Source organism: Ectopseudomonas toyotomiensis, from assembly GCF_900115695.1.
Taxonomy (GTDB): Bacteria; Pseudomonadota; Gammaproteobacteria; order Pseudomonadales; family Pseudomonadaceae; genus Aquipseudomonas; species Aquipseudomonas toyotomiensis.
Genome location: NZ_FOXK01000004.1, coordinates 1 through 23,478, shown reverse-complemented (window position 1 = coordinate 23,478; position 23,478 = coordinate 1). Strand labels below are relative to the sequence as shown.

Sequence of the window (23,478 nt, the reverse complement as noted above, 5' to 3'; positions counted from 1 at the left end):
CTTGGCAATGGTAGGCCCCTAACAATAGCCTCACCGTCGACAATGACCAAGTCGAGAGGGGGCAGGTTTTAGACAGGAGATTTCAAACGGGAGGTTGTTCGGCCCAGCGCTCCTTGATCTGCAGAATCTCGGGCAAACAAGTGATGAACAGCTCGACCAGACGCGGATCGAAGTGGCGCCCACTCTGTTCACGCAGAAAGCCGACTGCATCGTCCACGGACCAGGCCTGTTTGTAGGGACGCACGCTGGTCAGCGCATCGAACACATCGGCAATGGCGACGATGCGGCCCTCCAGGGGAATGTCCTCGCCACTCAAACCGTTGGGGTAGCCGCTGCCATCCCACTTCTCGTGGTGCGACAAGGCAATGCGTTGCGCCGTGCGCAGCAGCCCCGAGCTGTGCTCGCCGATGATTCGCGCACCGATCTCCACGTGCTGGCGCATCACCTGCCATTCCTCCTCGTCCAGCTTTCCCGGCTTGCGCAGCACGGCGTCGGGAATACCGATCTTGCCGACATCGTGCATCGGCGCCGCGTTGAGCAGCTCCTCGGCCGCGCTTTCGCTGAAACCGGCGGCCAGCGCCAGCACCTTGGAGAAATGGCTCATGCGAATGACGTGCAGGCCAGTCTCGTTGTCCTTGTACTCGGCAGCCATGCCCAGGCGCTGGACGATCTGCAGGCGGGTCTGCTTGAGCTCATCGACACGCACCAGCGACAGGTGAGTACGCACCCGGGCACGCACGATGGGCGGGCTGATCGGCTTGGTGATGTAGTCCACCGCGCCAACCTCGAAACCGCGCGCCTCATCCTCGACATCGCCCAGAGCGGTCACGAAGATCACCGGAATCGTCTTTAGCAGAGGGCTGGCCTTGAGCTGCTCGCATACCTCATAGCCGGTCATGCCCGGCATCATGACATCGAGCAGAATCAGGTCGGGCCGTTCACGCTCGGCCATTTCCAGCGCGCGGGCGCCCTCTTTGGCGAACAGCAGGCGATAGTCGTCTTGCAGGATATGGCGTAGCACCTGCAGGTTGGTGGGTTCGTCATCGACCAGTAGCAACAGCGGACGAGTATCGGCAACCAGGGTCATGATGGGGTCGTTTCCTCGTCTTGCAGTTGCAGCAACAGTTGATCGAGCACCAGCAGGGCCTGATCGAAATCGAAGTCATCCAGCGCCTGACGCATATCGTTCAGAGCGGCGCCGTATGCGGTGCCCTTGGTGGCTTGTTCCATGACGGTCAGGGTTTCATCATCCAGGCTGCCCCGCTGCAGCGCCAGTCGCAGCTGACTGGCCTGTTCACGCAGCGAGCGCATGTCGACAGCCGCGTCTTCAGCCGAAGATACGGCCTCCGGCACCTGCGGCACCACCTCCTTGACCGTCAGCAGGGCCTGCTCGAGCTCCACGATAAGTGCGGGCAACGCCTGCTCGTCTCGCCGCTGAAAGGCCCGCTCGATCGACTGTCCAAGGCTGGCAAGGCTGCTCATGGCCAGGTTGCCGGCGGCGCCGTGCAGACGATGCGCGAGCGCCTCGCCCTCGCGCCAGTCGCGCGCCGCCAGCAGATGGCTGAGACGCGCCGCCAGAGCATGCTGTTCGGCAATGAAGGTATTGATCGCCTGCGCCATACGCAGCGGCCCGCCCCACAGGCTGCTGCCACGGACCCAGTCGAACAGGCCATCTTCGGCAACCCGGGTGGCACTGACCACTGCGCTGGGTACATCGGTCAGCCCGAGCAGGCGGGCGATTTCCCAGAGCAGCGCGTTGACATCCAGTGGCTTCGAAGCAAAGCCATTCATACCCGAGTCCAGCGCTGCCTGACGATCCTGATCAAGCACGCTGGCGGTCAGGGCAATGATCGGAATCGGCTCTCGTGCCTCGGCGGCTTCCAGCTGGCGGATCCGCCGCGACGCTTCCAGACCGTCGACACCCGGCATCTGCACATCCATCAGGATCAGATCGAAACGTTGCTCGGTGAATGCCTGCAGTGCACCTTCACCATCAGCGACGCAGTGTACGCGATGGCCAAAATGCTCCAGGGTCAGTTGCAGCAGCTCGAGGTTCTGCGGCACGTCATCGGCCGCAAGAATGTTCAACTGCCCCAGCTCAGGCAGCACGGCACGTTGCTGCGAGGCCAGACGCTTGCCGGCACGCAGCGGCAACTCGACGCTGAAGCAGCTGCCCTGCCCTTCGGTACTTTCGACCCGCAGACGCCCCCCCATCAACTCGACCAACTGCCGGGAGATGGTGGTGCCGAGGCCGGTACCGCCAAAGCGTCGGCTCATCGAGGCATCAGCCTGAGCGAAAGGCTCGAAGATCTTCTCCAGGCGATCGGCTGCGATACCGATGCCGGTGTCCTTCACCGCCAGGCGCATCGCGCCCGGCTCACCGGTCACTTTCAGGCGAACCTCGCCGTGCAGGGTGAACTTGACCGCATTACCGAGCAGGTTGGTCAGGACCTGTTGCAAACGCAGTGGGTCACCACAGAAGAACTCGTTGGTCGTTGCCGGGTAATCCAGATGCAGCTGCAGGCCTTTGCTTTCGGCCGTCAGGCGCTGCGTCGCGAGTACCTGCTCGCACAGCTCACGCAGGGAGAAATCCAGTTGTTCCAGCTCGATGGCACCACGGTCGAGCTTCGCCGTGTCGAGGATGTCATTGAGCAAGCCCAGCAACGAACGCGACGAATGCTGCACGGTGCTCAGATGGCGACGTTGCTCGCTGGAAAGCGGCGTTTCCAGCAGCAGGTCGGTAAAGCCGATGATGGCATTCATCGGCGTACGAATTTCATGGCTCATGTTGGCCAGGAAGCTGCTGCGCGCGGCAGCGGCGGCTTCGGCGCGATCACGGGCAGCCCGCAGATCCTGTTCCATGACGCGGCGCGGGGTCAGGTCGGTCGCCAACTTGACGACCTTGAACGGCTTGCCGTCGGTATCGAGGATCGGGTTGTAGCTGGCCTGAATCCAGACTTCCCGCCCGCCCTTACCAAAGCGGTGATATTCACCTGCTCGAAAATGACCTGCCCGCAGATCCATCCAGCCCTGGCGATAAGCATCGCTTGCCACCAGTTCAGGATCGCAGAACATGCCGTGGTGGCGCCCTACCACCTCCTCCTTGTCATAACCATACAACGCCAGTGCATTATCGTTGATGTCGAGGATGTTGCCGTCGAGGTCGAACTCGATCAACGCCATCGCCTTGCTGATCGCGGTGACCTTGCCTTCGTATTCGGCATTGCGCCGCTTGGTTTCGGTCTGGTCGAGCAATACGCCATCGATCCAGCGCGGCACACCGTTTTCGTCGCAAACTGCGCTACCACTCTCCCAGATCCAGTGTTCCGCGCCATCGCGGTCGAACAAGCGGTATTCGACAACGTAGTTGCGGCCTTGCTCGATAGCCTGCATCACCTCGGCGGCAACTCGCTGATAGTCGTCCGGGTGATACATATCGGCAATCGAACAGCGGCGACTGATGAAATCCTCCGCACGCCAACCGGTGAGGGGCTGCACCGCATCGCTGATAAATATCATGGTCCAATCCTGATCCAGTGTGCAGCGGAACGACACCCCAGGAATGTTGCTGATCAACGAACGGTACTGCTGCTCGCTGTCACGCAGGGCCTTCTCCATGGCTTGTCTTTCGCTGATATCGGCGACGAATACTACGAACAGCGGACGGCTGCCTGAGTGGGTGATGCCAACGCTGATGCGCACCAATTTCTCTTCGCCGTCGCGGGTCAGACACACCAGTTCCTGCTCACCGGCCGGCATCGTCAGGCGACCCGTTCTGAGGTAGTTCGCCAGCAGCCCCTCCACCTGCTCGACATGGCGAGCAGGCATCAGTGAACGCATGTGCATGCCCACCAACTCCTCCGGCGTCCAGCCGAACAGACGCGAGACTGCGCGATTGGCCGAGCGCAACGTGCCGGTGTGATCGACGGTGATGATGGCATCCAGAGCCGTGTCGAAGATCGAGCGCAAATGCTGCTCGCTGGCCTTGAGTTGAAGACTCATGCGGCGGTAGCGCAGCAGCGTATTGACCGCCACCACGAACACCGTCAGAGCGACGGTCAGCAGCGTGATGGCAATGGCGATATAACCACTGTCGACCACTGCCATCGGAGCCTCGGACTCCGGCGTACCGACGAAACGTGCCGCAGCCATGCCGGTGTAGTGCATGCCACTGATCGCCAGGCCCATCACCAGGGCGCTGAGCGGAAGCGCCCAGAGTGTCGGTAAACGCCCCTCCAGACCGAAGCGTACCCACAACGCCAGAATGGCCAGGGCGACGGCAACGACGATGGACAGGGCGAACATCCAGGGGTCATAGCGCAACAGCGGCGCCATCTGCATCGCCGCCATACCGCTGTAGTGCATGGCTCCGATACCGGCCCCGACCAGTACGCCCCCCACACACAGCTGCAACAGACTCAAGTCACGCCGCGCCAGCAGGCTCAGCGCGACCCACGAAGCAGCCAGGCTCGGCAGCATCGACAGTAGCGTGATACCCAGATCGAATCGCACCGCTGCACACAGTTCGAAGGCGAGCATGCCGAGAAAATGCATGGACCATATGCCGCCGCCAAGAGCGAGCGAACCGGTGAGAATGGTGACTTGCCTGGCGACCGGATGCGAACTGTTGCGTGCTTCGCCAGCCAGCTGCAGCGCCATACCGGCGGCGAATACGGCAATAGCCAGTGACAGCAGCACCAGGGAAGTGTCGTAACGACTGAGCACAAGGACACTCGGGTCCGCGCCCATCAAGAAGAACAGCTCGAAAATCGACATACCACCCCGGGCACTGCAGAAAGCCAGCCAATTGCCAGCATCTGAAACGACGGGGTCGCGCTTGTCAATTAAACCCGATCAATCGCACTCATAGAAAAGCCCGCCGAAGCGGGCTTGTTCCAATACCTGACCTGTCAGGCAGAAAGTTCCACCAACAACTTGTTCAGACGCTGCACGTAAGCGGCAGGATCTTTCAGGCTGTCACCAGCGGCCAACGCGGCTTGATCGAAGAGAATGTGCGACAGATCGGTGAAACGGTCCTCGTCCGGCTCGGCATCCAGACGCTCGATCAGCGGATGCGCGGGGTTGAACTCGAAGATCGGCTTGGCATCCGGAACCTTCTGCCCGCTGGCCTCGAGAATCTGGCGCATCTGCAGACCGAGATCCTGCTCACCGATGGCGAGAATCGCCGGCGAGTCGGTCAGTCGATGAGAAACGCGAACCTCGGCGACCTGCTCGCCCAGCGCACCCTTGAGGCGTTCGATCAACCCCTCCTTGGCCTTGGCAACTTCTTCCTGGGCCTTCTTGTCTTCTTCGGAGTCCAACGTGCCCAGGTCCAGGTCGCCACGGGCCACGTCGACGAACTGCTTGCCGTCGAACTCGGTCAGGTAGCTCATCAGCCACTCGTCGATGCGGTCGGTGAGCAGCAGCACTTCGATGCCCTTCTTGCGGAAGACTTCAAGGTGCGGGCTGTTCTTGATCTGCGCGTAGCTTTCACCAGTGAGGAAGTAGATCTTATCCTGACCTTCCTTGATGCGGCCCAGGTAGTCAGCCAGCGAAACCGATTGCTCGTCGCCTTCGCCAGCGGTGGAGGCGAAACGCAACAGGCCGGCGATCTTTTCCTTGTTGGCGAAGTCTTCTGCCGGGCCTTCCTTGAGCACCTGGCCAAAGGCCTTCCAGAAGGTCTTGTAGTCGTCCGGCTTGTCCTTGGCCAGCTTCTCCAGCATGTCCAGCACGCGCTTGGTCAGAGCCGACTTCATCGAGTCGATGACCGGGCCGGACTGCAGGATCTCGCGGGAAACGTTCAGCGACAGGTCGTTGGAGTCGACCACACCTTTGATGAAGCGCAGGTACAACGGCAGGAACTGATCGGCCTGATCCATGATGAATACGCGCTGCACGTAGAGCTTGAGGCCCTTGGGCGCTTCGCGGTGGTACAGGTCGAACGGCGCACGCCCCGGTACGTAGAGCAGCGAGGTGTACTCCAGCTTGCCTTCGACCTTGTTGTGGCTCCAGCTCAGCGGGTTCTCGAAGTCATGGCCGACGTGCTTGTAGAACTCCTGGTACTCCTCGTCCTTGATCTCGGTACGCGGACGGGTCCACAGGGCGCTGGCGCGGTTGACGGTTTCCCACTCGACTTCGGCCGGCTTGTCTTCACCGTGATGCTCCTTCGGCAACTCGATGGGCAGCGCGATATGGTCGGAGTACTTCTTGACGATGTTGCGCAGGCGCCAGCCATCGGCGAACTCCTCTTCACCGCTCTTCAGATGCAGAACGATGCGGGTACCACGCTCGGCTTTCTCGACGGTGGCGACTTCGAACTCGCCTTCACCTTTGGATGACCAATGCACGCCTTCGCTGGCCGGGCTACCGGCACGGCGGCTGAACACTTCGACCTCGTCGGCGACGATGAAGGCCGAATAGAAGCCCACACCGAACTGGCCGATCAGGTGCGAATCCTTCTTCTGATCGCCGGAGAGATTTTTCAGGAAGTCGGCAGTGCCGGACTTGGCGATGGTGCCCAGGTGCGCGATGACCTCCTCGCGGCTCATACCGATGCCGTTGTCTTCGAGGGTGACGGTCTTGGCATCCTTGTCGAAGGACAGGCGGATCTTCAGTTCGGCGCCACCTTCGAGAAGCTCCGGCTTGGCCAGCGCTTCGAAACGCAGCTTGTCAGCGGCGTCTGAAGCGTTGGAGATCAACTCGCGCAGGAAGATTTCCTTGTTCGAGTACAGGGAATGGATCATCAGGTGAAGCAGTTGCTTCACCTCGGTCTGGAAGCCCAGGGTTTCTTTTTGAGTTTCCACACTCATGGTCTGCTAACTCCATCTGTAGGACAGGAACCGCTATGGGGTACCTCTAAAAACTACCTGCGTTGCCATCGCTGCGTTAAAAACAGCCTCGTGCGCGAGTCCGATCAAAATGCTCATTTACAACTCGTAAACTCCGCTTTTTCGCCTGTTTTTGCCTTGCGCTGGCTGCCTCGCCTACGTTTTTAGAAGCCCCCATGCGGCGATGACCTACAGATGGGGCCAGCAAGATAGATTTCAAGGGCTTAGCAGAAAACCGTTGCTACGGCTCCAGCAGTTCCAGGCGACCGATTTCTTCCGGTTTGAAACTGAAGCTGGCCTGGCCGCCGCCACTGCCCATCTGTTGACTGAGGCGAATGCTGCCATCGTCATCGACACCGACGAAACGCCCCTCCACCGTGCCGCCACTGGCGCGGCTCAGGCGCATGCTGAGGTTGCGGTACTGCTCCGGGTTACGCTGCAAGCGCGCCAGGCTGAAACGCTGACGTCGGTCGACCGGACGACTCAGGCGCTCCTCGACGGCAGTCGCTTCAATTTGTTGTACCGGTTGCTTGACCGCAACGGAGGGCAATGCCGGGAAGCGATCGCCCTCCACCACCCAGCCTTGCTCAGCGCGCTTGTGCAAACGAATTGGCAAGCGCTCGTTACGCCCATCAATCTGCGCGTCAACCTGCAACTCCAGGGTATCGCCCTCGAAGGTGAACACCGGCAGTTTCAACTCGCGCACGTCGCGCGTAGCGAAACGCCGTTGCAGATAGTCCTGCAGGAGATGGGCGATGGTGTCATTCGAGTCGTACCGGGTATCGACTTTACCATCCACATAGCGCAGGCGATCACGGTACAGCTCGACCCGACCACTCAGGCTGGTCTTGAAGCGTGGCGGCATGACCAGATGGAAATCACCGACCAGTCGATTCGGTTCCTGCGGTTGCAGGTCCAGATGCAGGGTGTAGCCACGGCTCAGGCGACGCGCCTCGGGCAGGTCCTGCTCCGGTAACAGCCAGCTGAGCTCGACCTCTGGCAGGTTACCGCTGTCCTGGGGTAGCACGTCGATACGTACAGGACCCTCGACTGGCTGCGGTAGGCGGATACTCAGTTCGCGCAGGGCGAAGAAATCCAGGCCCTCGCGCAGCACCAACACACCATCGATCAGTTCACCCTGCTGCGGGCGAAATGGCTGGCCGTTTAGCTCACCATCCAGATTGATGGCCAGCTCTGCCGGCACCTGCACCTCGGGCTTCAACCAGTCCAGACGGACGATCGCCGCCAGACGCTCGGCATCCTTGCTGGCCAGCAAGGTCAAGCCCACCACCAGCGGGATGACGCCAAGCCCGATGAGCGTGACCGCGCTACGCGCTCGCCGCCAGTGGCGCATGATGTAGATCAAGGTGATCGGTGGGATCAGACTGCCCCAGCCCCACAACAGGCTGGTGGCGAACGCCCGCATGACCAGCCATACCAGACCGGCGAGCATCAGCACCAGGCCACCAATTATCAGCAACGCATCCATCTACAGGGTCCTTGTCATGATTTCGCTGCGCTGCCGATCCGCTCCAATTGCCGGGCAAGTCTCAACGACTCAGGGCTCATCGACCTTGAAGTGGGCACGGGCGGTGGCAATCGGTTCGGTTTGTTTGGTCTGCCAGGCGGTGATCGCCACGTTGGCCACCCGACGCCCCTGCCGCCAGACCTGGCACTGCGCATAGGTATCACGATAATGGCCGGCGCGCAGGTAATCTATCGAGAAGTCGATGATTTTGGGCAAATGTGGAATGCCCATGAACATCAATAGATGAAGCATGGCTGCATGCTCCATGAAACCGGCGATTACGCCGCCATGCAGCGCCGGTAGTACCGGGTTACCGATACAGTCGCGGTTGGCTGGCAGACGAAAGACCATGTCGTCGCCCAGACGCAGGCATTCGATGCCCAGCAGCTTGGCGTAGGGGATCAGATTGATCAGCGGGTCATAATCGTTCTGCTGGTGCGCACGCGCTACCAGTTGCTCCAGACTCAGCTCGCTCATGCACCACCGCCTTGCTGGATGTTGCGCTTCAGCTCACCGCCGCCCTGTACCGACTTGCCCATGCGCATGAAGGCGCCGACCACGTGGGCAATCGGCTGCTCGGGGTCATCCTGATAGGCATAGCCGCGCGTGAAGATAATGTTGGGCGTGACCCGATAACACTCGGCGAAGCCAAAGACGTCCTTGCCGGGCTCGGCCGGGTGCATGTAATCGATGCGCAAATCCAGGGTCGGGCATATTTCGAACTCCGGCAGCACGCACACCGTGGAGATACCGCAGGTGGTGTCCATCAGCGTGGTAATGGCGCCACCGTGGATCACACCGGTGTCCGGGTTACCGACGATGTGCAGGCTGTAGGGAAGGCGCAGGGTCAGGCCCTCGGCGCTGGCCTCATGCACCTGCATGCCAAGCACCTGGCAGTGGCGCAAGGCCGATAGAAAGCGCTGGGCGCGCTCCAGAACTGGGGAACTGATCATCCTCGTAACTCGTGATGGCGATGCAAGGTCGCGCATGATAGCGCCAGGCAGCAGACGCGGCACGGCTTGCCGAACACAATGACAGTGAACTTATGACGCGCTGCTCTTTCGAAAAAATGTACTGGCATTTTTCCAAGGAGAACAACATGCAGAAAACACTCGCTTATGCCGTCATGCTGGCCGCCACGCTGGGTCTCGCCGCGTGCGACAAGCCCTCCGAGAATGCCGCCGAAGATGCCCGCGAAGCGCAGTCCGAGGCGCAAGAGTCGATGAACGAAGCGGCCGAGGAGCGCAACGAAGCGGCTCAGGAACGTGCCGAGGAGCAGCGCCAACAAACTCCGGAGCCGATGCCAGCCCCCGAAAACGAATCGGAACAGCCGGCTACTCCCTCTACCGCACCGGCCGAACCAGCCAACCAGTAATCCGCCCTGTTTCACCGCCAAGCCCGTGCCCCTTGCACGGGCTTGGTTTTTTCAGCGCTTCGGAACTTCGCTTCGCTTGTTCGCTCCAAGTTGCACGGATGACGCCACACGCCATCATCCGCATCACACATGGAGATGTAACCGTGCAAAAACCATTTACCTATGCCCTGCTGCTCGCGGCCATGCTAGGCCTGGCGGCCTGTGAACAATCCCCTGAAGACAAGATGGAGTCCGCCAAAGAGTCCGTTTCCGAAGCGGCCGAGTCCATGGGTGAAGCGGCCGAACAAGCCGGTGAAGCCATCGAACAGAAAACCGATGAAGTGATGGGCACCGAACCCACCACAGGTGAGAAGATCGAGGATGCGGCCGACGACGCTGCCGATGCGATCGACAATGCCGGTGACGAGATCGGTGACGCGGTCGAAGGCCGATAAGCCCCTTCGCTGGAATGACAAGGCCCGCTCGAAGCGGGCCTTGTCGTTTCTGCCAGCGCCGTTTACAGCGCCGGGCTGATCATCAGTAGCAGGCTACAAGCCAGGCCCACCACCCATACCAGACTGCGCAGCCAGTGCAGATCCCACCAATAGAACAGCAGATACAGCACCCGGCTGACGACGAAGGTGACGGCCAGCATATCGATCAGAAAGCCGTAGGTCTGCGTAGTGTGCGCCATCAGCACACCTGTCGCGAACAGCGGGAAGGCCTCGATACTATTCAAATGCGCCGCCAGGGCACGCGCGCCGAACCCCGTCAGACGCGCCTGCTGGGCACGCGGGTGATGGTTGTCATAACGACCACCGCCCTCCTCGGCCATGGCCTTGGCCACCGGGGCCTTGGCGATGAAGATCAACAAGGCGCTGATGAAGACACACCAGAACGGCAGGCTCATTCACTCTTCTCCTTGGCCACCTCGGCGGCCGGCGTTGGGGTATACACCATCACTTCCAGCACATCCGAATGGAACTCGCGGCGATACAGCACCACGACCACGCCAGCAGTCACCAGCATGAAGAACCAGGGGTTGATGAACCAGGCCAGGGTTGCCATACCGAAATAGTAGGCGCGCAAACCGAAGTTGAACTGGTTGGCGGCCATCGAGATCACCCGCGCTGTGCGCTCTGCGAAAGCCTTGCGCTCCTGCTCGGTGACATGCCGCTCCCCCACCATCGGCGCCGAGCCCACCAGCACCGCTGCGAAGTTGTACTGGCGCATGCACCAGCTGAAGGTGAAGAAGGCATAAACGAAGATGATGCCCAGGCACAGCAGCTTGATCTCGGATAGCCCACGGCTGGCCTGTTGCACGAAGGGAATGTCGGCCAGCAGCGACAGGGCACGATCGGAGGCGCCGAGCACGGTGAGGATACCAGCGAGGATAATCAGCGTGCTGGAAGCGAAGAACGAGGCGTTGCGTTCGAGGTTGCCAATCACGTTGGCGTCGGCAATGCGATTGTCGCGAAGCAGCATGCGGCGCATCCAGTCTTCACGATACAAGTGCAGGACGCTGGCCAGACAGGGCGTGGTTCGTGCCTTCAGGGAGGCATAGCGGGTGTAGCCGCCCCAGCATACAACGAACCAGAGAGCGGCCAGGAAATGAGGCAGGTACGGATAGCTGTTGAGCATGCCAACTCCTTGTAAGACTGCTGCGGATTATAGCCAGGCTGCCTGTTTTCTTGTTCGACAAAAAAGGCCGCCTCGTGGGCAGCCTTGTTTTGTTTCGAGCGCGTCTTACGCAGTGGTGGCGTTCTGACGCAGGCCCAGAATGCGGTCGATAACCACCACCAGAACCAGTGTCACCGCCACCGGCAGCAACCAGCCCAGACTCTGGCCGGCCAGAGGCAGTTGCCCGAACCAGGCTGGAACCTTGTCGGCCCAGGGGGTCGCGGCAACACCGTCGGCAACGCCGAATACCAGCGTAACGGCCATCACCGGCACGAACACCAGTGACTGGGAAACCCACAGGCGGTTGGCCAGGCTCAGGGCGACCAGCACGATAGCCAGCGGATACAGGCCCACCAGAACCGGAATCGAGAAGCTGATCAGTTGAGTCAGGCCCTGATTGGCCACCACCAGACTGAACACACCGAACAGAATCACCACGCTGCGGTAGGAAACCGGCAGCAATTTGCTGAAGAACTCGCCACAGGCCGTCAACAGGCCAACCGCGGTGGTCATACAGGCCAAAGTGATGACAACGGCCAGCAGCAGGCTGCCGGCAGTGCCGAAGGTGTGCTGCACGTAGGTGGTCAGCACCTGCACGCCATTTTGCGCATCACCCGCAATGCCTTGGCTGGTAGCGCCGAGATAGAACAGCGCCAGATACACCAGTGACAGACCGATGGCCGCGATAACGCCGGCGATTACCGAATAACGCGTGATAAGGCCGGCGTCGCTGACACCACGATCGCGAATGGCGCTGGCGATCACGATGCCGAACACCAGTGCGCCCAGGGTGTCCATGGTCAGGTAGCCCTGCAGGAAGCCCTGCACCAGCGGCGCCTCGCGGTAGCTGTCGGCTACCACGCCAATCTCGCCAGCTGGCGCGAACAGCGCAGCGCCGCCCAGCACCAGCAGTGCAGCCAGCAGTACCGGCGTGATGAACTTACCGATACGGTCCACCAGTTGACCGGGATTGAGCGAGAGGAACAGCACGGCCACGAAATACACCAGGGTATAAATCAATAGCGGCGCACCTTCGTTACCGGTGAATGGCGCAATACCCATCTCGAAGGACACCACAGCAGTACGCGGCGTGGCGAACAGCGGGCCGATAGCCAGGTAAACCGCTACCGCGAGGATTGCACCCGCCACCTTACCCAGGGGAGCAGTGAGCAGGTCCATACCGCCGCCCACCCGGGCCAGGGCAACCACAGTCAATAGCGGCAAGCCGACACCGGTCAGCAGGAAGCCGAGTGCTGCGGGAAGCAGATTCTCCCCGGCGGCAAGACCAGCACTGGGCGGGAAGATGATATTGCCTGCGCCCAGAAACAACGCAAATGTCATGAAGCCGAGAGCCAGGAGGTCTGAGCCTTTCAAACGAGTCATAAAGGGAAATACCACAAGCAGGAAATCGAAGAGTTGCGGGGGTTTCCTTGAGGGATCGGGGAAACGTCGCCCGAGCGTTTGGCTCGAACCACTGCAGGCATCGCCAGGCGCTTGTGGCGCCACGGACACGACAAGGCGCGCATACTAACGAAAAGCGCCCGTCAGCAGCACAGTTGGCGGACGAGCTGTCGAACTGGCGTAACTGACTGTCGCATCGGCAAAAGTTATGAGAAATCTGACCGCCACACTTTCGCTTCCTACCTGGACCGCCCCTTATAGGACTCGGCAGCCCGCTCCCACTGCAAGAGAAACCGAAAAATGAAAAAGGCCGCTCGAGAGCGGCCTTTGTCGTTGAGCGCCAGGCTTACTCGGCCAGGCGCCAGGTGGTGCCGCCCTTACCGTCTTCCAGCACCACGCCCATGGCAGTGAGCTGGTCGCGGATACGGTCGGATTCCGCCCAGTTCTTGTCGGCACGGGCCTGCAGACGCGCTTCGATCAGTGCATCGACCTCAGCCGCATCGACCTTGCCGGCGGCACCGGCCTGCAGGAAAGCCTCGGGTTCGAGTTGCAGCACGCCCAGCACGCTGGCCAGTTGCTTGAGCTGAGCGGCCAGCCCGGCAGCGGCCTGCACATCGGATTCGCGCAGGCGGTTGACCTCACGAATCATCTCGAATAACACCGCGCAGGCTTCCGGCGAGTTGAAATCGTCGTCCATCGCCGCACCGAAGCGTTCGACGAAGGCCTCGCCACCGGCAGGTGCAGCATCAGGCAAACCTTTCAGGCCGTTGTAGAAACGCTCCAGGGCGCCCTTGGCTTCCTTGAGGCTCTCTTCGGAGTAATTGATCGGGCTGCGGTAGTGGCTGGACACCAGCAGGTAGCGCACCACCTCCGGGTGGTACTTCTCCAGCACCTCGCGGATGGTGAAGAAGTTGCCCAGGCTCTTGGACATTTTCTCGCCATCCACGCGCACTGCACCAGCGTGCATCCAGGCGTTGGCATACTGCTTGCCAGTGGCCGCCTCGCTCTGCGCGATCTCGTTCTCGTGGTGCGGGAATACCAGATCCGGGCCGCCTCCGTGGATGTCGAAGGTCTCACCGAGGCAGCAGGTGGACATCACCGAGCACTCGATATGCCAGCCCGGACGGCCCTTGCCCCAAGGCGAGTCCCAGCTCGGTTCGCCCGGTTTGGCCGCCTTCCACAGGACGAAGTCCAGTGGGTCTTCCTTGATTTCGTCGACCTCGATACGCGCGCCGATCTTCAGCTCGTCGATCTTGCGGCGCGACAGCTTGCCGTAGGTCTCGAACCGGGTGACGCGGTAGTACACGTCTCCATTGCCCGGCGCATAGGCGTACCCCTTGTCGATCAGGGTCTGGATCATCTGGTGCATGCCGGCGATATGGCCGGTGGCGCGCGGCTCGATGTCCGGGCGCAGCACGGACAGGCGCGCCTCGTCCTGATGCATCGCCGCGATCATGCGCTCGACCAGCACCTCGAACGATTCGCCGTTTTCGTTGGCGCGACGGATGATCTTGTCGTCGATGTCGGTGATATTGCGCACGTAGGTCACGTCATAGCCGCGCTGACGCAGCCAGCGGGTGACCACGTCGAAGGCAACCATCACGCGGGCGTGGCCGATATGGCAGAAGTCATAGACGGTCATGCCACACACGTACATGCGCACGTGATTGCCTTCCAGCGGTTTGAACGCTTCCTTGACCTTGCTCAGGGTGTTGTAGATCGACAGTGCCATTACTGCCCCCAGGAATCGCGCAGGGTCACGGTGCGGTTGAAAACCAGGGCGCCGGCGGTCGAATCCTTGTCCAGGCAGAAATAACCTTCGCGTTCGAACTGGAAGCGATCATCGGCAGTGGCCTGAGCCAGCGACGGCTCGGCGCGGCAACCGGTCAGCACCACCAGGGACTCCGGGTTGATGTTGTCGAGGAAGCTGCCGCCCTCTTCGCTCTTCTCCGGATTGGCCGAGCGGAACAGGCGATCATACAGGCGCACTTCGCACTCAACGCTCTCAGCCGCAGGCACCCAGTGGATCACGCCCTTGACCTTACGGCCTTCCGGGTTCTTGCCCAGGGTGTTCTCGTCATAGGAGCAGCGCAGCTCGACGATGTTGCCGGCGGTGTCCTTGACGGCTTCGTCGGCGCGGATCACGTAGCTGCCACGCAGGCGCACTTCACCACCAGGGATCAGGCGCTTGAAGCCGTCCGGCGGGGTTTCCTCGAAGTCGCTGGCGTCGATGTAGATCTCGCGAGAGAACGGCAACACGCGGGTGCCGATGTCCTGCTTGGGATGGCGCGCCAGCTCCAGATTCTCGACCTTGCCTTGCGGATAGTTGGTGATCACCACCTTCAGCGGCTTGAGCACGCACATGGCGCGCGCGGCGTTGGCGTCCAGATCATCGCGGATGGCGAATTCCAGCATGCCGATATCCACCAGGCCACCGGCGCGATTGACACCAATCATGTCGCAGAACGCACGGATCGACGCCGGGGTATAGCCACGGCGGCGATAGCCGGACAGCGTCGACATGCGCGGGTCATCCCAACCGTTGACGTGCTTCTCGTCCACCAGTTGCTTGAGCTTGCGCTTGCTGGTGATGGTGTAGTTCAGATTCAGCCGGGCAAATTCGTACTGGCGCGGCTGCGCCGGTACCGGCAGGTTGGCCAGGAACCACTCGTACAGCGGGCGGTGATCTTCGAACTCCAGAGTGCAGATGGAGTGGGTGATGCCTTCGATGGCGTCCGACTGGCCGTGGGTGAAGTCGTAGCTCGGGTAGATGCACCACTTGTCGCCGGTCTGGTGGTGATGGGCGTGGCGGATGCGGTAGAGGATCGGGTCACGCAGATTGATGTTCGGCGAGGCCATGTCGATCTTGGCGCGCAGCGAACGGGCACCATCCGGGAACTCACCGGCTTTCATGCGGGCGAACAGGTCGAGGTTCTCTTCCACGGAGCGCTCGCGGAACGGGCTGTTCTTGCCCGGCTCGTTCAGGCTGCCGCGGTATTCGCGCATCTCTTCGGCATTGAGATCGCAGACGAAGGCCTTGCCGGCCTTGATCAGCTCGATGGCCCAGGCGTGCAGTTGATCGAAATAGTTGGAAGCGTAGCGCTCCTCGCCCGCCCACTTGAAGCCCAGCCACTCGACGTCGGCCTTGATCGCGTCGATGTATTCCTGGTCTTCCTTGGCCGGGTTGGTGTCGTCGAAACGCAGGTTGCACTGGCCGCCGAACTCTTCGGCCAGGCCGAAGTTCAGACAGATGCTCTTGGCATGGCCGATGTGCAGGTAGCCGTTGGGCTCCGGCGGAAAGCGGGTCACGATCTTGGCGTGCTTGCCGCTGTCCAGATCAGCCTGGACGATGGGGCGCAGGAAGTTGGCAGCTTTTTCGACGGTAGGCTTGCTCATGGTGTCCTTAACAATACTGGCGCGGCACAGGGTAGGCCGCTTCGGGCAAAGTCCGTATCATAACCAACCTGTCAAGCCCCTGACAGGGTGCACAACACCCTGACAAGCGCTGTTCACCTCAGGGCCACTGGCTCGAACCTGCCTCATCACGGATACGACCATGATCAAACTGCACACCAACCACGGCGTCATCACTCTGAACCTGTTCGCCGACAAGGCCCCGGAAACCGTGGCCAACTTCGAGCAATACGTGAAGGAAGGCCATTACGACGGCACCATTTTTCACCGCGTGATCGGCAATTTCATGATCCAGGGCGGCGGTTTCGAACCGGGCATGAAGCAGAAGCCGACCCGCGCACCGATCAAGAACGAAGCCAACAACGGCGTGCCCAACAAGGTCGGCACCATCGCCATGGCCCGCACCATGGAGCCGCATTCGGCAAGCGCGCAGTTCTTCATCAACGTCGCCGACAATGCCTTCCTCAACCACAGCGCACCGACCGTTCAGGGCTGGGGCTACGCCGTATTCGGTGAAGTGGTCGAAGGCATGGACGTGGTCGAGAAGATCAAGGGCGTCGCTACCACCATGAAATCCGGCCACCAGGACGTACCGGTGGACGACGTGATCATCGAGAAGGCCGAAGTCGTAGCCGAGTAAATCGATGATTCTGCTGATCTCCGATCTGCACCTCGAAGAGAAACGCCCGGATATCACCCGGGCGTTTCTGCTTTTTCTCGCCACCCGCGCGCGCCAGGCCGAGGCGCTTTACATCCTCGGCGACTTCTTCGAAGTCTGGATCGGCGACGACGGCATGACGCCCTTCCAGCACGAAATAGCCCGCGCCCTGCGCGAGCTGAGTGATGCCGGCACACGCATCTATCTGATGCACGGTAATCGCGACTTTCTCATCGGCAAGCGCTTCTGTCGTGAAGCGGGCTGCATCCTGCTGAGCGATCCGCATAAGCTGCAGATCAATGGCGAGCCGGTGCTGCTGATGCACGGCGACAGCCTGTGCACCCTCGATGTCGGCTACATGAAGCTACGGCGCTGGCTGCGCAATCCGCTGTCGCTGCTGATCCTGCGCAACCTGCCGCTGAGCACGCGGCAGAAGCTGGCGCGCAAGCTGCGCAATGAAAGCCGCGCGCAGACGCGAATGAAAGCCAGCGAGATTGTCGACGTCACGCCAGAGGAAGTGGTCAAGGTGATGGCCGCGCATGACGTGCGCACGCTAATCCATGGTCACACCCACAGGCCGGCGGTGCATGAGCTGGAAGTCAACGGCCAAGCGGCACGGCGCATCGTCCTGGGTGACTGGGATCGCCACGGCTGGGCATTGCAGGTCGATGACGAGGGCTTCAACCAGGCGCCTTTCGAGCTATAGGGCTCTTCTCCCCTCTCCCGCTTGCGGGAGAGGGGCCGGGGGAGAGGGCGGCGGCGTAGGCTGCAACACCCTCTCCCGCCCTTCGGGCACCCTCTCCCATAAATGGGAGAGGGTCATCAGATGGCCGCTTCGCGGCTGCTTTCTACAGGCACGCCACTATGGAAACGGAACTGCTCATCTGGCGTAGTGATCAGTTCCTGCTCCACCGCGCGCACCACCTCGATACGCGCATCCACGTCGGCAGCATCACCATACAGATAGGCAAGCTTGAGATAACCGCGGTAGTGGCGCCCTTCGCTCTCCAGCAACCCGGCGTAGAATTTGGCCAGTTCGGCATCCAGACGCGGTACCAGGGCAGCGAAGCGTTCGCAGGAGCGCGCCTCGATGAAGGCGCCCACCACCAGCACATCCACCAGCCGCTCCACTTCACCACCGCGCAGCAGCGCACGCAGGCCGGCCGCGTAGCGCGAGGCAGAAACATGACGAACCTCGATGCCACGCCCGCGGATGATCTTGCTGACCTGCTCGAAGTGCACCAGCTCCTCACGAGCCAAACGCGACATTCTCGCGGTCAATTCGGTCTTGGTCAGGTAGCGGCCCATCAGGCTCAGGGCCGTCTGTGCCGCCTTGTATTCCAGATTGCGGTGGTCAAGCAGGAGGATTTCCTGCTGGCGCAGGGCCTCGTCCAGCCAGGCATCAGGCGTGGCGACGCCACCAAGAAACTCTAGAATTTCCTGCAGAATCGATACAGGTTCCTCACCGTTAGTCGGAATTTGCTCGGCATTTGACATCATATTTGAAGCGCTCTAGGTGCTGGCGAGGTTGAAAATGGCGGGCCATTATACGAGTGGCAGGTCGGACGACCAGCACGCCGTTGATGCAGGTCAACAAGCCGCTGGCAACGACGCACCTATAGTTGAATAAGCGCTATTCATTCTCAGGGAGACGACCATGCAAGCGATCCGTAGCATTCTGGTGGTGATGGAGCCCCAGCACCCCGAAGGCCTCGCACTGAAGCGGGCAAAACTGATAGCGGGAGTCACCCAGTCGCATCTGCACCTGCTGGTCTGCGACAAGAAAGGCGACCACAGCGCCTGGCTCAACGATCTCAGCAGCACCCTCGGCGAAGAAGGCTTCAGCGTTTCCACCCAGCAGTCCTGGCATGACAACCCGCACCAGACCATCATTGCCGTGCAGCAGGCCGAAGGCTGCGGATTGGTGATCAAGCAACATCTACCGGACAACCCACTGAAAAAGGCCCTGCTCACCCCGGAGGACTGGAAGCTGCTGCGCTACTGCCCGGGTCCGGTGCTGATGGTCAAGACCGAGCGCCCTTGGACGGGCGGCAACATCCTCGCCGCCGTGGACGTGGGCAACGCCGATGGCGAGCACCGCACCCTGCATGCCGGGATCATCAGCCATGGCTATGACATTGCCGGCCTGGCCAAAGGTATCCTGCACGTGACTACCGCGCATCCGACACCCATGCTGTCGGCAGCCGACCCGACCTTCCAGCTCAAGGAAACCATCGAGGCACGCTACCGCGAGCAGTGCCGCAGCTTCCAGGCCGAGTACGACATCAGTGACGAGCGCCTGCATGTACTCGAAGGCCCGGCCGACGTGGTTATTCCACAGGTTGCCCACCGACTCGATGCGGCGGTCACGGTGATCGGCACCGTCGCGCGCACCGGGCTTTCCGGCGCGCTGATCGGCAACACGGCGGAAGTCATACTCGACGCACTGGAAAGTGACGTACTGGTGCTCAAGCCGGACGAAATCATCGCCCATCTCGAAGAACTCGTCGCCCAACGCTAGGACGTAGGGTGCGCCGTGCGCACCAGCGGTTTGACGAGGCACTGAAGCTGAAGCCGCCCCCGAAGCGGTGCGCGCAGCGCACCCTACGGGGCATAGCCTCTCATACGCGGAGCTCCAGCCCTTCGCGCAAGAACTTCGGCGCAATGTAGCGCTCGTAATGCGCCTCGGAGAGCAGGAAGAATTCCCTGTCGATGGCATCGCGCAGCTCAGGCAGCGCCCAATTGCGAAACTCGGGCAGCAACACCATGCCGTAGGCTTCCAGCTGATTGATCACCCGCGCGCCCCGCGCGATCAGCTGATAGGCCCAGCAATAAGGCGACTGCTGCGGCACGAAGCGGATCTGCCGCTGCTCCAGTTGCCCGCGCAGGCGCTGCTCGTCGAACACTTCCATCTTGGCAGTCATCACCTGCACCAGCAACACTTCCAGCCGCGTCCACACCGCACGCTTCTCGTCATCGTTGTAGCTGTTCCAGTTGATCACCTCATGGTGGAAGCGCTTGCAACCGCGGCACACGACATCGCCGTAAACGGTCGAACACAGCCCCACACAAGGCGTCTTGATGCGCTGATTGGACATGGCAAAACAGAATAGACAGCAGAATGGCCTGGCATCTTAGCCCTTTGTCTAATCCAGATCACCCCTGCCGACAGGCCACCGAAAACTACCTGCGTTGGCACTACTGCGTTAAAAACGGCCTCAAAATGCTCGTTTAGAACAGCTAAACTGCGCTTTTTCGACCATTTTTGCGGGGCCACCATCGGTCTTGGCTTGTCTGCCAATCCTTTTTCAGCAGCCTGTCGATACAGGGACATCGGCTTAACTTTATCTGCGCTTTCCATTAGAATCGGCCCGCCTTTTACGGCGCCAATGTCCGTTGGAAGCTGTTTTCAAAGCGTCACGAGCACAGTCGATCCTGCAGGTACGATGGCGACGCAGCCACTTGGAGTCCCCCCAAGCGTCTGCGTCAGCCCTCATCAGAAACCGTCCTGCCGGCGTAAAACTTTGAAAGCAGCTTCTACAAGAGACTCATGAAACCTCGGTTGATCGGCTCAAAAAGTCGAAAAGCGCCTGGTCATGAGTATCTGGATCGCGTCCCGGACAACCCTTTGGGACCACTGATGAGGGTAATAACTGTGCTTGAAGCCTATCGCAAACACGTAGCAGAGCGTGCCGCTCAGGGTATCGTGCCCCAGCCGCTGAACGCCGAACAAACCGCAGGCCTGGTCGAGCTGCTGAAAAACCCGCCGGCTGGCGAAGAAGAATTCCTCGTAGACCTGATCACCAACCGCGTACCGCCAGGCGTGGACGAAGCGGCCTACGTCAAGGCCGGTTTCCTCTCTGCCGTCGCCAAGGGCGAAGCCAGCTCTCCGCTGATCAGCAAGCAACGCGCTGTCGAGCTGTTGGGTACCATGCAGGGCGGCTACAACATCGCCACCATGGTCGAGCTGCTGGACGATGCCACCCTGGGCACCGTTGCCGCCGAACAACTCAAGCACACCCTGCTGATGTTCGACGCCTTCCACGACGTCGCCGAGAAAGCCAAGGCCGGCAATGCCAACGCCAAGGCCGTGCTGCAGTCTTGGGCCGATGGCGAGTGGTTCACCAACAAGCCGGCCATCGCCGAGAAATACAGCCTGGCCGTGTTCAAGGTCCCTGGCGAAACCAACACCGACGACCTGTCCCCTGCCCCGGACGCCTGGTCGCGCCCTGACATCCCGCTGCACGCCCTGGCCATGCTGAAAATGGCTCGCGACGGCATCGTGCCGGAGCAGCAAGGCGCCGTCGGCCCGCTGAAGCAGATCGAAGAGATCAAGGCCAAGGGCTTCCCGGTCGCCTACGTCGGTGACGTGGTCGGTACCGGCTCTTCCCGTAAGTCCGCCACCAACTCGGTGCTGTGGTTCTTCGGCGACGACATCCCGTATGTTCCGAACAAGCGCGCTGGCGGCTTCTGCTTCGGCACCAAGATCGCCCCGATCTTCTACAACACCATGGAAGATGCCGGCGCCCTGCCGATCGAGTTCGACGTATCGAACATCAACATGGGCGACGTGATCGATGTCTACCCGTACGCCGGCAAAGTCTGCAAGCACGGCACCGACGACGTCATCACCACCTTCGAACTGAAGACCCCGGTACTGCTCGACGAAGTCCGCGCTGGCGGCCGTATCCCGCTGATCGTCGGCCGCGGCCTGACCGAGAAGGCGCGTGCCGAGCTGGGCCTTGGCTCCTCCGACCTGTTCAAGAAGCCGGACCAGCCTGCTGCCAGCACCAAGGGCTTCACCCTGGCGCAGAAGATGGTCGGCAAGGCCTGCGGCGTCGAGGGCGTGCGTCCGGGCACCTACTGCGAACCGAAGATGACCACCGTCGGTTCCCAGGACACCACCGGCCCGATGACCCGCGACGAGCTGAAAGACCTGGCGTGCCTGGGCTTCTCGGCTGACCTGGTGATGCAGTCCTTCTGCCACACCGCGGCCTATCCGAAGCCGATCGACGTCACCACTCACCACACCCTGCCGGATTTCATCCGCACCCGTGGCGGCGTGTCCCTGCGTCCGGGCGACGGCATCATCCACAGCTGGCTGAACCGCATGCTGCTGCCTGACACCGTCGGCACCGGTGGCGACTCGCACACCCGCTTCCCGATCGGTATCAGCTTCCCGGCCGGCTCCGGCTTGGTGGCCTTCGCCGCCGCCACCGGCGTCATGCCGCTGGACATGCCGGAATCGGTTCTGGTGCGCTTCAAGGGCAAGATGCAACCGGGTATCACCCTGCGTGACCTGGTCCATGCCATCCCCTACTACGCCATCCAGAAGGGCCTGCTGACCGTCGAGAAGAAAGGCAAGAAGAACATCTTCTCCGGCCGCATCCTCGAGATCGAAGGCCTGGACAACCTGACCGTCGAGCAGGCGTTCGAACTGTCTGACGCTTCCGCCGAGCGCTCGGCTGCCGGCTGCACCATCAAACTGCCGGAATCGGCCATCGCCGAATACCTGCAGTCCAACATCACCCTGCTGCGCTGGATGATCAGCGAAGGCTACGGCGATGCCCGTACCCTGGAGCGTCGTGCTCAGGCGATGGAAGCCTGGCTGGCCAATCCGGTGCTGATGGAGGCCGACAAGGACGCCGAGTACGCCGAAGTCATCGAGATCGACCTGAGCCAGCTCAACGAGCCGGTACTGTGCGCCCCGAACGACCCGGACGACGCCCGCCTGCTGTCCACCGTGGCTGGCGACAAGATCGACGAAGTGTTCATCGGCTCGTGCATGACCAACATCGGCCACTTCCGCGCTGCCGGTAAGCTGCTGGACAAGGTCAAGGGCGGTATCCCGACCCGTCTGTGGCTGTCGCCGCCGACCAAGATGGACGCTCACCAGCTGACCGAAGAAGGCTACTACGGTATCTACGGCAAGGCCGGTGCACGTATGGAGATGCCAGGCTGCTCGCTGTGCATGGGTAACCAGGCACGTGTGGCTGCCAACTCCACCGTGGTGTCGACCTCCACCCGTAACTTCCCGAACCGTCTGGGCGATGGCGCCAACGTGTACCTGGCCTCTGCCGAACTGGCAGCGGTCGCTTCGATTCTCGGCAAGCTGCCGACCGTCGAGGAGTACATGGTCTATGCCAAGGATATCGACAGCATGGCTGGCGACATCTACCGCTACCTGAGCTTCGACCAGATCGCCGACTTCCGCGAAGCGGCGGCGAACGCCAAGATCCCGGTCGTTCAGGCCTGATCAACGCGTCGTAGAAAAAAAGCCCCGCCTAGTCAGAGCGTGTGAAAACGCACTGACGCCAGAAAAATCCAACGCCCCGACTGGTTCGGGGCGTTGGTGTTTTTGAAGCATGGAAATGGAAAGCGGGATTTACCCCAACAGCTCGATCAACCGACGGGCACCCATCACATTGATGGCACGCTTCAGGTTGTAGGCGTTGACCGCCAGGGCCATTTCCGTCCGAGCGCCCTGCAGTTGTCGGAGCAGGAAGCGACCATTACCCAAAATCCATTGCTTCAGGTTGCCGAAGGGATGTTCGACGATGGAGCGGCGCCTGACCATCATCTCTGGATGCACCTGCATCCGCTGATGCATGCGTTC

20 protein-coding genes are annotated in these 23,478 nt (G+C 61.2%); 6 read left to right on the top strand and 14 right to left on the bottom strand.

Features of this window, described 5'->3' with window-relative positions; translation table 11 throughout:
• Nucleotides 1-82: 82 nt before the first annotated feature.
• The 6 genes from BM186_RS08930 to BM186_RS08905 form a co-directional block, all read right to left on the bottom strand.
• On the bottom strand, nucleotides 83-1,087 hold the full coding sequence (locus BM186_RS08930) for a response regulator (protein ID WP_074914773.1): 1,005 nt from the start codon (nucleotides 1,085-1,087) through the stop codon (nucleotides 83-85).
• A complete protein-coding gene (locus BM186_RS08925) occupies nucleotides 1,084-4,776 on the bottom strand; it encodes a PAS domain S-box protein (protein ID WP_074914771.1) in 3,693 nt (1,230 codons plus the stop codon). Before BM186_RS08925 ends, BM186_RS08930 begins: the two co-directional genes overlap by 4 nt.
• 134 nt (nucleotides 4,777-4,910) lie before the next feature.
• On the bottom strand, nucleotides 4,911-6,809 hold the full coding sequence (htpG, locus tag BM186_RS08920) for a molecular chaperone HtpG (protein WP_072424155.1): 1,899 nt from the start codon (nucleotides 6,807-6,809) through the stop codon (nucleotides 4,911-4,913).
• Nucleotides 6,810-7,068: 259 nt separating this feature from the next.
• Nucleotides 7,069-8,316, bottom strand: a complete 1,248-nt coding sequence (locus BM186_RS08915) for an MFS transporter (RefSeq protein WP_074914768.1) — start codon at nucleotides 8,314-8,316, stop codon at nucleotides 7,069-7,071.
• Nucleotides 8,317-8,385: 69 nt separating this feature from the next.
• Complete coding sequence (locus BM186_RS08910; protein WP_021489256.1) at nucleotides 8,386-8,832, bottom strand: PaaI family thioesterase; 447 nt, start codon at nucleotides 8,830-8,832, stop codon at nucleotides 8,386-8,388.
• Nucleotides 8,829-9,308 carry a PaaI family thioesterase gene (locus BM186_RS08905; protein WP_072424157.1) on the bottom strand — a complete coding sequence of 160 codons (480 nt, stop codon included), beginning with the start codon at nucleotides 9,306-9,308 and terminating at the stop codon, nucleotides 8,829-8,831. Before BM186_RS08905 ends, BM186_RS08910 begins: the two co-directional genes overlap by 4 nt.
• A 146-nt stretch (nucleotides 9,309-9,454) precedes the next feature.
• On the opposite strand from BM186_RS08905, the gene BM186_RS08900 reads away from it, so the two are divergent.
• The gene (locus tag BM186_RS08900; RefSeq protein WP_074914766.1) at nucleotides 9,455-9,730 is read left to right on the top strand and encodes a hypothetical protein; all 276 of its coding nucleotides are present in this window, start codon (nucleotides 9,455-9,457) and stop codon (nucleotides 9,728-9,730) included.
• Between the two features lie 143 nt (nucleotides 9,731-9,873).
• Nucleotides 9,874-10,164: a hypothetical protein gene (locus tag BM186_RS08895; RefSeq protein ID WP_013715391.1), complete on the top strand. Its 291-nt coding sequence runs from the start codon at nucleotides 9,874-9,876 to the stop codon at nucleotides 10,162-10,164.
• Nucleotides 10,165-10,226: 62 nt separating this feature from the next.
• Here the strand turns inward: BM186_RS08895 and BM186_RS08890 are convergent, their stop codons facing one another.
• The 5 genes from BM186_RS08890 to BM186_RS08870 all read right to left on the bottom strand — a co-directional run bounded on the left by BM186_RS08890 (nucleotide 10,227) and on the right by BM186_RS08870 (nucleotide 16,186).
• Nucleotides 10,227-10,619: an MAPEG family protein gene (locus tag BM186_RS08890; RefSeq protein WP_074914764.1), complete on the bottom strand. Its 393-nt coding sequence runs from the start codon at nucleotides 10,617-10,619 to the stop codon at nucleotides 10,227-10,229.
• Nucleotides 10,616-11,350 carry a DUF599 domain-containing protein gene (locus BM186_RS08885; RefSeq protein WP_074914762.1) on the bottom strand — a complete coding sequence of 245 codons (735 nt, stop codon included), beginning with the start codon at nucleotides 11,348-11,350 and terminating at the stop codon, nucleotides 10,616-10,618. Before BM186_RS08885 ends, BM186_RS08890 begins: the two co-directional genes overlap by 4 nt.
• A 105-nt stretch (nucleotides 11,351-11,455) precedes the next feature.
• Nucleotides 11,456-12,772 carry a branched-chain amino acid transport system II carrier protein gene (gene brnQ / locus BM186_RS08880; protein WP_074914760.1) on the bottom strand — a complete coding sequence of 439 codons (1,317 nt, stop codon included), beginning with the start codon at nucleotides 12,770-12,772 and terminating at the stop codon, nucleotides 11,456-11,458.
• A 364-nt stretch (nucleotides 12,773-13,136) separates the two neighbouring features.
• Nucleotides 13,137-14,522: a cysteine--tRNA ligase gene (gene cysS, locus BM186_RS08875; protein WP_074914758.1), complete on the bottom strand. Its 1,386-nt coding sequence runs from the start codon at nucleotides 14,520-14,522 to the stop codon at nucleotides 13,137-13,139.
• The gene (locus tag BM186_RS08870) at nucleotides 14,522-16,186 is read right to left on the bottom strand and encodes a glutamine--tRNA ligase/YqeY domain fusion protein (protein WP_074914756.1); all 1,665 of its coding nucleotides are present in this window, start codon (nucleotides 16,184-16,186) and stop codon (nucleotides 14,522-14,524) included. Before BM186_RS08870 ends, cysS begins: the two co-directional genes overlap by 1 nt.
• Before the next feature lie 160 nt (nucleotides 16,187-16,346).
• Here BM186_RS08870 and BM186_RS08865 point away from each other — a divergent pair, with 160 nt between their 5' ends.
• Both BM186_RS08865 and lpxH read left to right on the top strand, forming a co-directional pair.
• The gene (locus tag BM186_RS08865) at nucleotides 16,347-16,844 is read left to right on the top strand and encodes a peptidylprolyl isomerase (protein WP_074914754.1); all 498 of its coding nucleotides are present in this window, start codon (nucleotides 16,347-16,349) and stop codon (nucleotides 16,842-16,844) included.
• 4 nt (nucleotides 16,845-16,848) lie between these two features.
• Complete coding sequence (gene lpxH, locus BM186_RS08860) at nucleotides 16,849-17,568, top strand: UDP-2,3-diacylglucosamine diphosphatase (protein WP_072424164.1); 720 nt, start codon at nucleotides 16,849-16,851, stop codon at nucleotides 17,566-17,568.
• 116 nt (nucleotides 17,569-17,684) lie between these two features.
• Here lpxH and miaE read toward each other — a convergent pair whose 3' ends face one another.
• Entirely contained in the window at nucleotides 17,685-18,362 is a 678-nt protein-coding gene (gene miaE / locus BM186_RS08855; RefSeq protein ID WP_072424165.1) for a MiaE family protein, read from the bottom strand.
• A gap of 157 nt (nucleotides 18,363-18,519) precedes the next feature.
• On the opposite strand from miaE, the gene BM186_RS08850 reads away from it, so the two are divergent.
• Nucleotides 18,520-19,383, top strand: coding sequence for a universal stress protein (locus BM186_RS08850; protein WP_072424166.1), 864 nt, complete (start codon nucleotides 18,520-18,522; stop codon nucleotides 19,381-19,383).
• Nucleotides 19,384-19,483: 100 nt separating this feature from the next.
• Here the strand turns inward: BM186_RS08850 and BM186_RS08845 are convergent, their stop codons facing one another.
• Nucleotides 19,484-19,960 carry a DUF1289 domain-containing protein gene (locus tag BM186_RS08845; protein WP_074914752.1) on the bottom strand — a complete coding sequence of 159 codons (477 nt, stop codon included), beginning with the start codon at nucleotides 19,958-19,960 and terminating at the stop codon, nucleotides 19,484-19,486.
• 542 nt (nucleotides 19,961-20,502) lie between these two features.
• Here BM186_RS08845 and acnB point away from each other — a divergent pair.
• A complete protein-coding gene (gene acnB, locus BM186_RS08840) occupies nucleotides 20,503-23,118 on the top strand; it encodes a bifunctional aconitate hydratase 2/2-methylisocitrate dehydratase (protein WP_394327887.1) in 2,616 nt (871 codons plus the stop codon).
• A gap of 129 nt (nucleotides 23,119-23,247) precedes the next feature.
• Here the strand turns inward: acnB and BM186_RS08835 are convergent.
• Nucleotides 23,248-23,478: transposase (locus BM186_RS08835; protein ID WP_139228007.1), on the bottom strand; the 231-nt coding region annotated here is incomplete at its 5' end.

Bases quoted from the DNA above. Each gene is read 5' to 3' on its own strand.
- BM186_RS08930 (WP_074914773.1), bottom strand. From the start codon at position 1,087: ATGACCCTGGTTGCCGATACTCGTCCGCTGTTGCTACTGGTCGATGAC.
- BM186_RS08925 (WP_074914771.1), bottom strand. From the start codon at position 4,776: ATGTCGATTTTCGAGCTGTTCTTCTTGATGGGCGCGGACCCGAGTGTC.
- htpG (WP_072424155.1), bottom strand. From the start codon at position 6,809: ATGAGTGTGGAAACTCAAAAAGAAACCCTGGGCTTCCAGACCGAGGTG.
- BM186_RS08915 (WP_074914768.1), bottom strand. From the start codon at position 8,316: ATGGATGCGTTGCTGATAATTGGTGGCCTGGTGCTGATGCTCGCCGGT.
- BM186_RS08910 (WP_021489256.1), bottom strand. From the start codon at position 8,832: ATGAGCGAGCTGAGTCTGGAGCAACTGGTAGCGCGTGCGCACCAGCAG.
- BM186_RS08905 (WP_072424157.1), bottom strand. From the start codon at position 9,308: ATGATCAGTTCCCCAGTTCTGGAGCGCGCCCAGCGCTTTCTATCGGCC.
- BM186_RS08900 (WP_074914766.1), top strand. From the start codon at position 9,455: ATGCAGAAAACACTCGCTTATGCCGTCATGCTGGCCGCCACGCTGGGT.
- BM186_RS08890 (WP_074914764.1), bottom strand. From the start codon at position 10,619: ATGAGCCTGCCGTTCTGGTGTGTCTTCATCAGCGCCTTGTTGATCTTC.
- BM186_RS08885 (WP_074914762.1), bottom strand. From the start codon at position 11,350: ATGCTCAACAGCTATCCGTACCTGCCTCATTTCCTGGCCGCTCTCTGG.
- brnQ (WP_074914760.1), bottom strand. From the start codon at position 12,772: ATGACTCGTTTGAAAGGCTCAGACCTCCTGGCTCTCGGCTTCATGACA.
- cysS (WP_074914758.1), bottom strand. From the start codon at position 14,522: ATGGCACTGTCGATCTACAACACCCTGAGCAAGGTCAAGGAAGCGTTC.
- BM186_RS08870 (WP_074914756.1), bottom strand. From the start codon at position 16,186: ATGAGCAAGCCTACCGTCGAAAAAGCTGCCAACTTCCTGCGCCCCATC.
- BM186_RS08865 (WP_074914754.1), top strand. From the start codon at position 16,347: ATGATCAAACTGCACACCAACCACGGCGTCATCACTCTGAACCTGTTC.
- lpxH (WP_072424164.1), top strand. From the start codon at position 16,849: ATGATTCTGCTGATCTCCGATCTGCACCTCGAAGAGAAACGCCCGGAT.
- miaE (WP_072424165.1), bottom strand. From the start codon at position 18,362: ATGATGTCAAATGCCGAGCAAATTCCGACTAACGGTGAGGAACCTGTA.
- BM186_RS08850 (WP_072424166.1), top strand. From the start codon at position 18,520: ATGCAAGCGATCCGTAGCATTCTGGTGGTGATGGAGCCCCAGCACCCC.
- BM186_RS08845 (WP_074914752.1), bottom strand. From the start codon at position 19,960: ATGTCCAATCAGCGCATCAAGACGCCTTGTGTGGGGCTGTGTTCGACC.
- acnB (WP_394327887.1), top strand. From the start codon at position 20,503: ATGAGGGTAATAACTGTGCTTGAAGCCTATCGCAAACACGTAGCAGAG.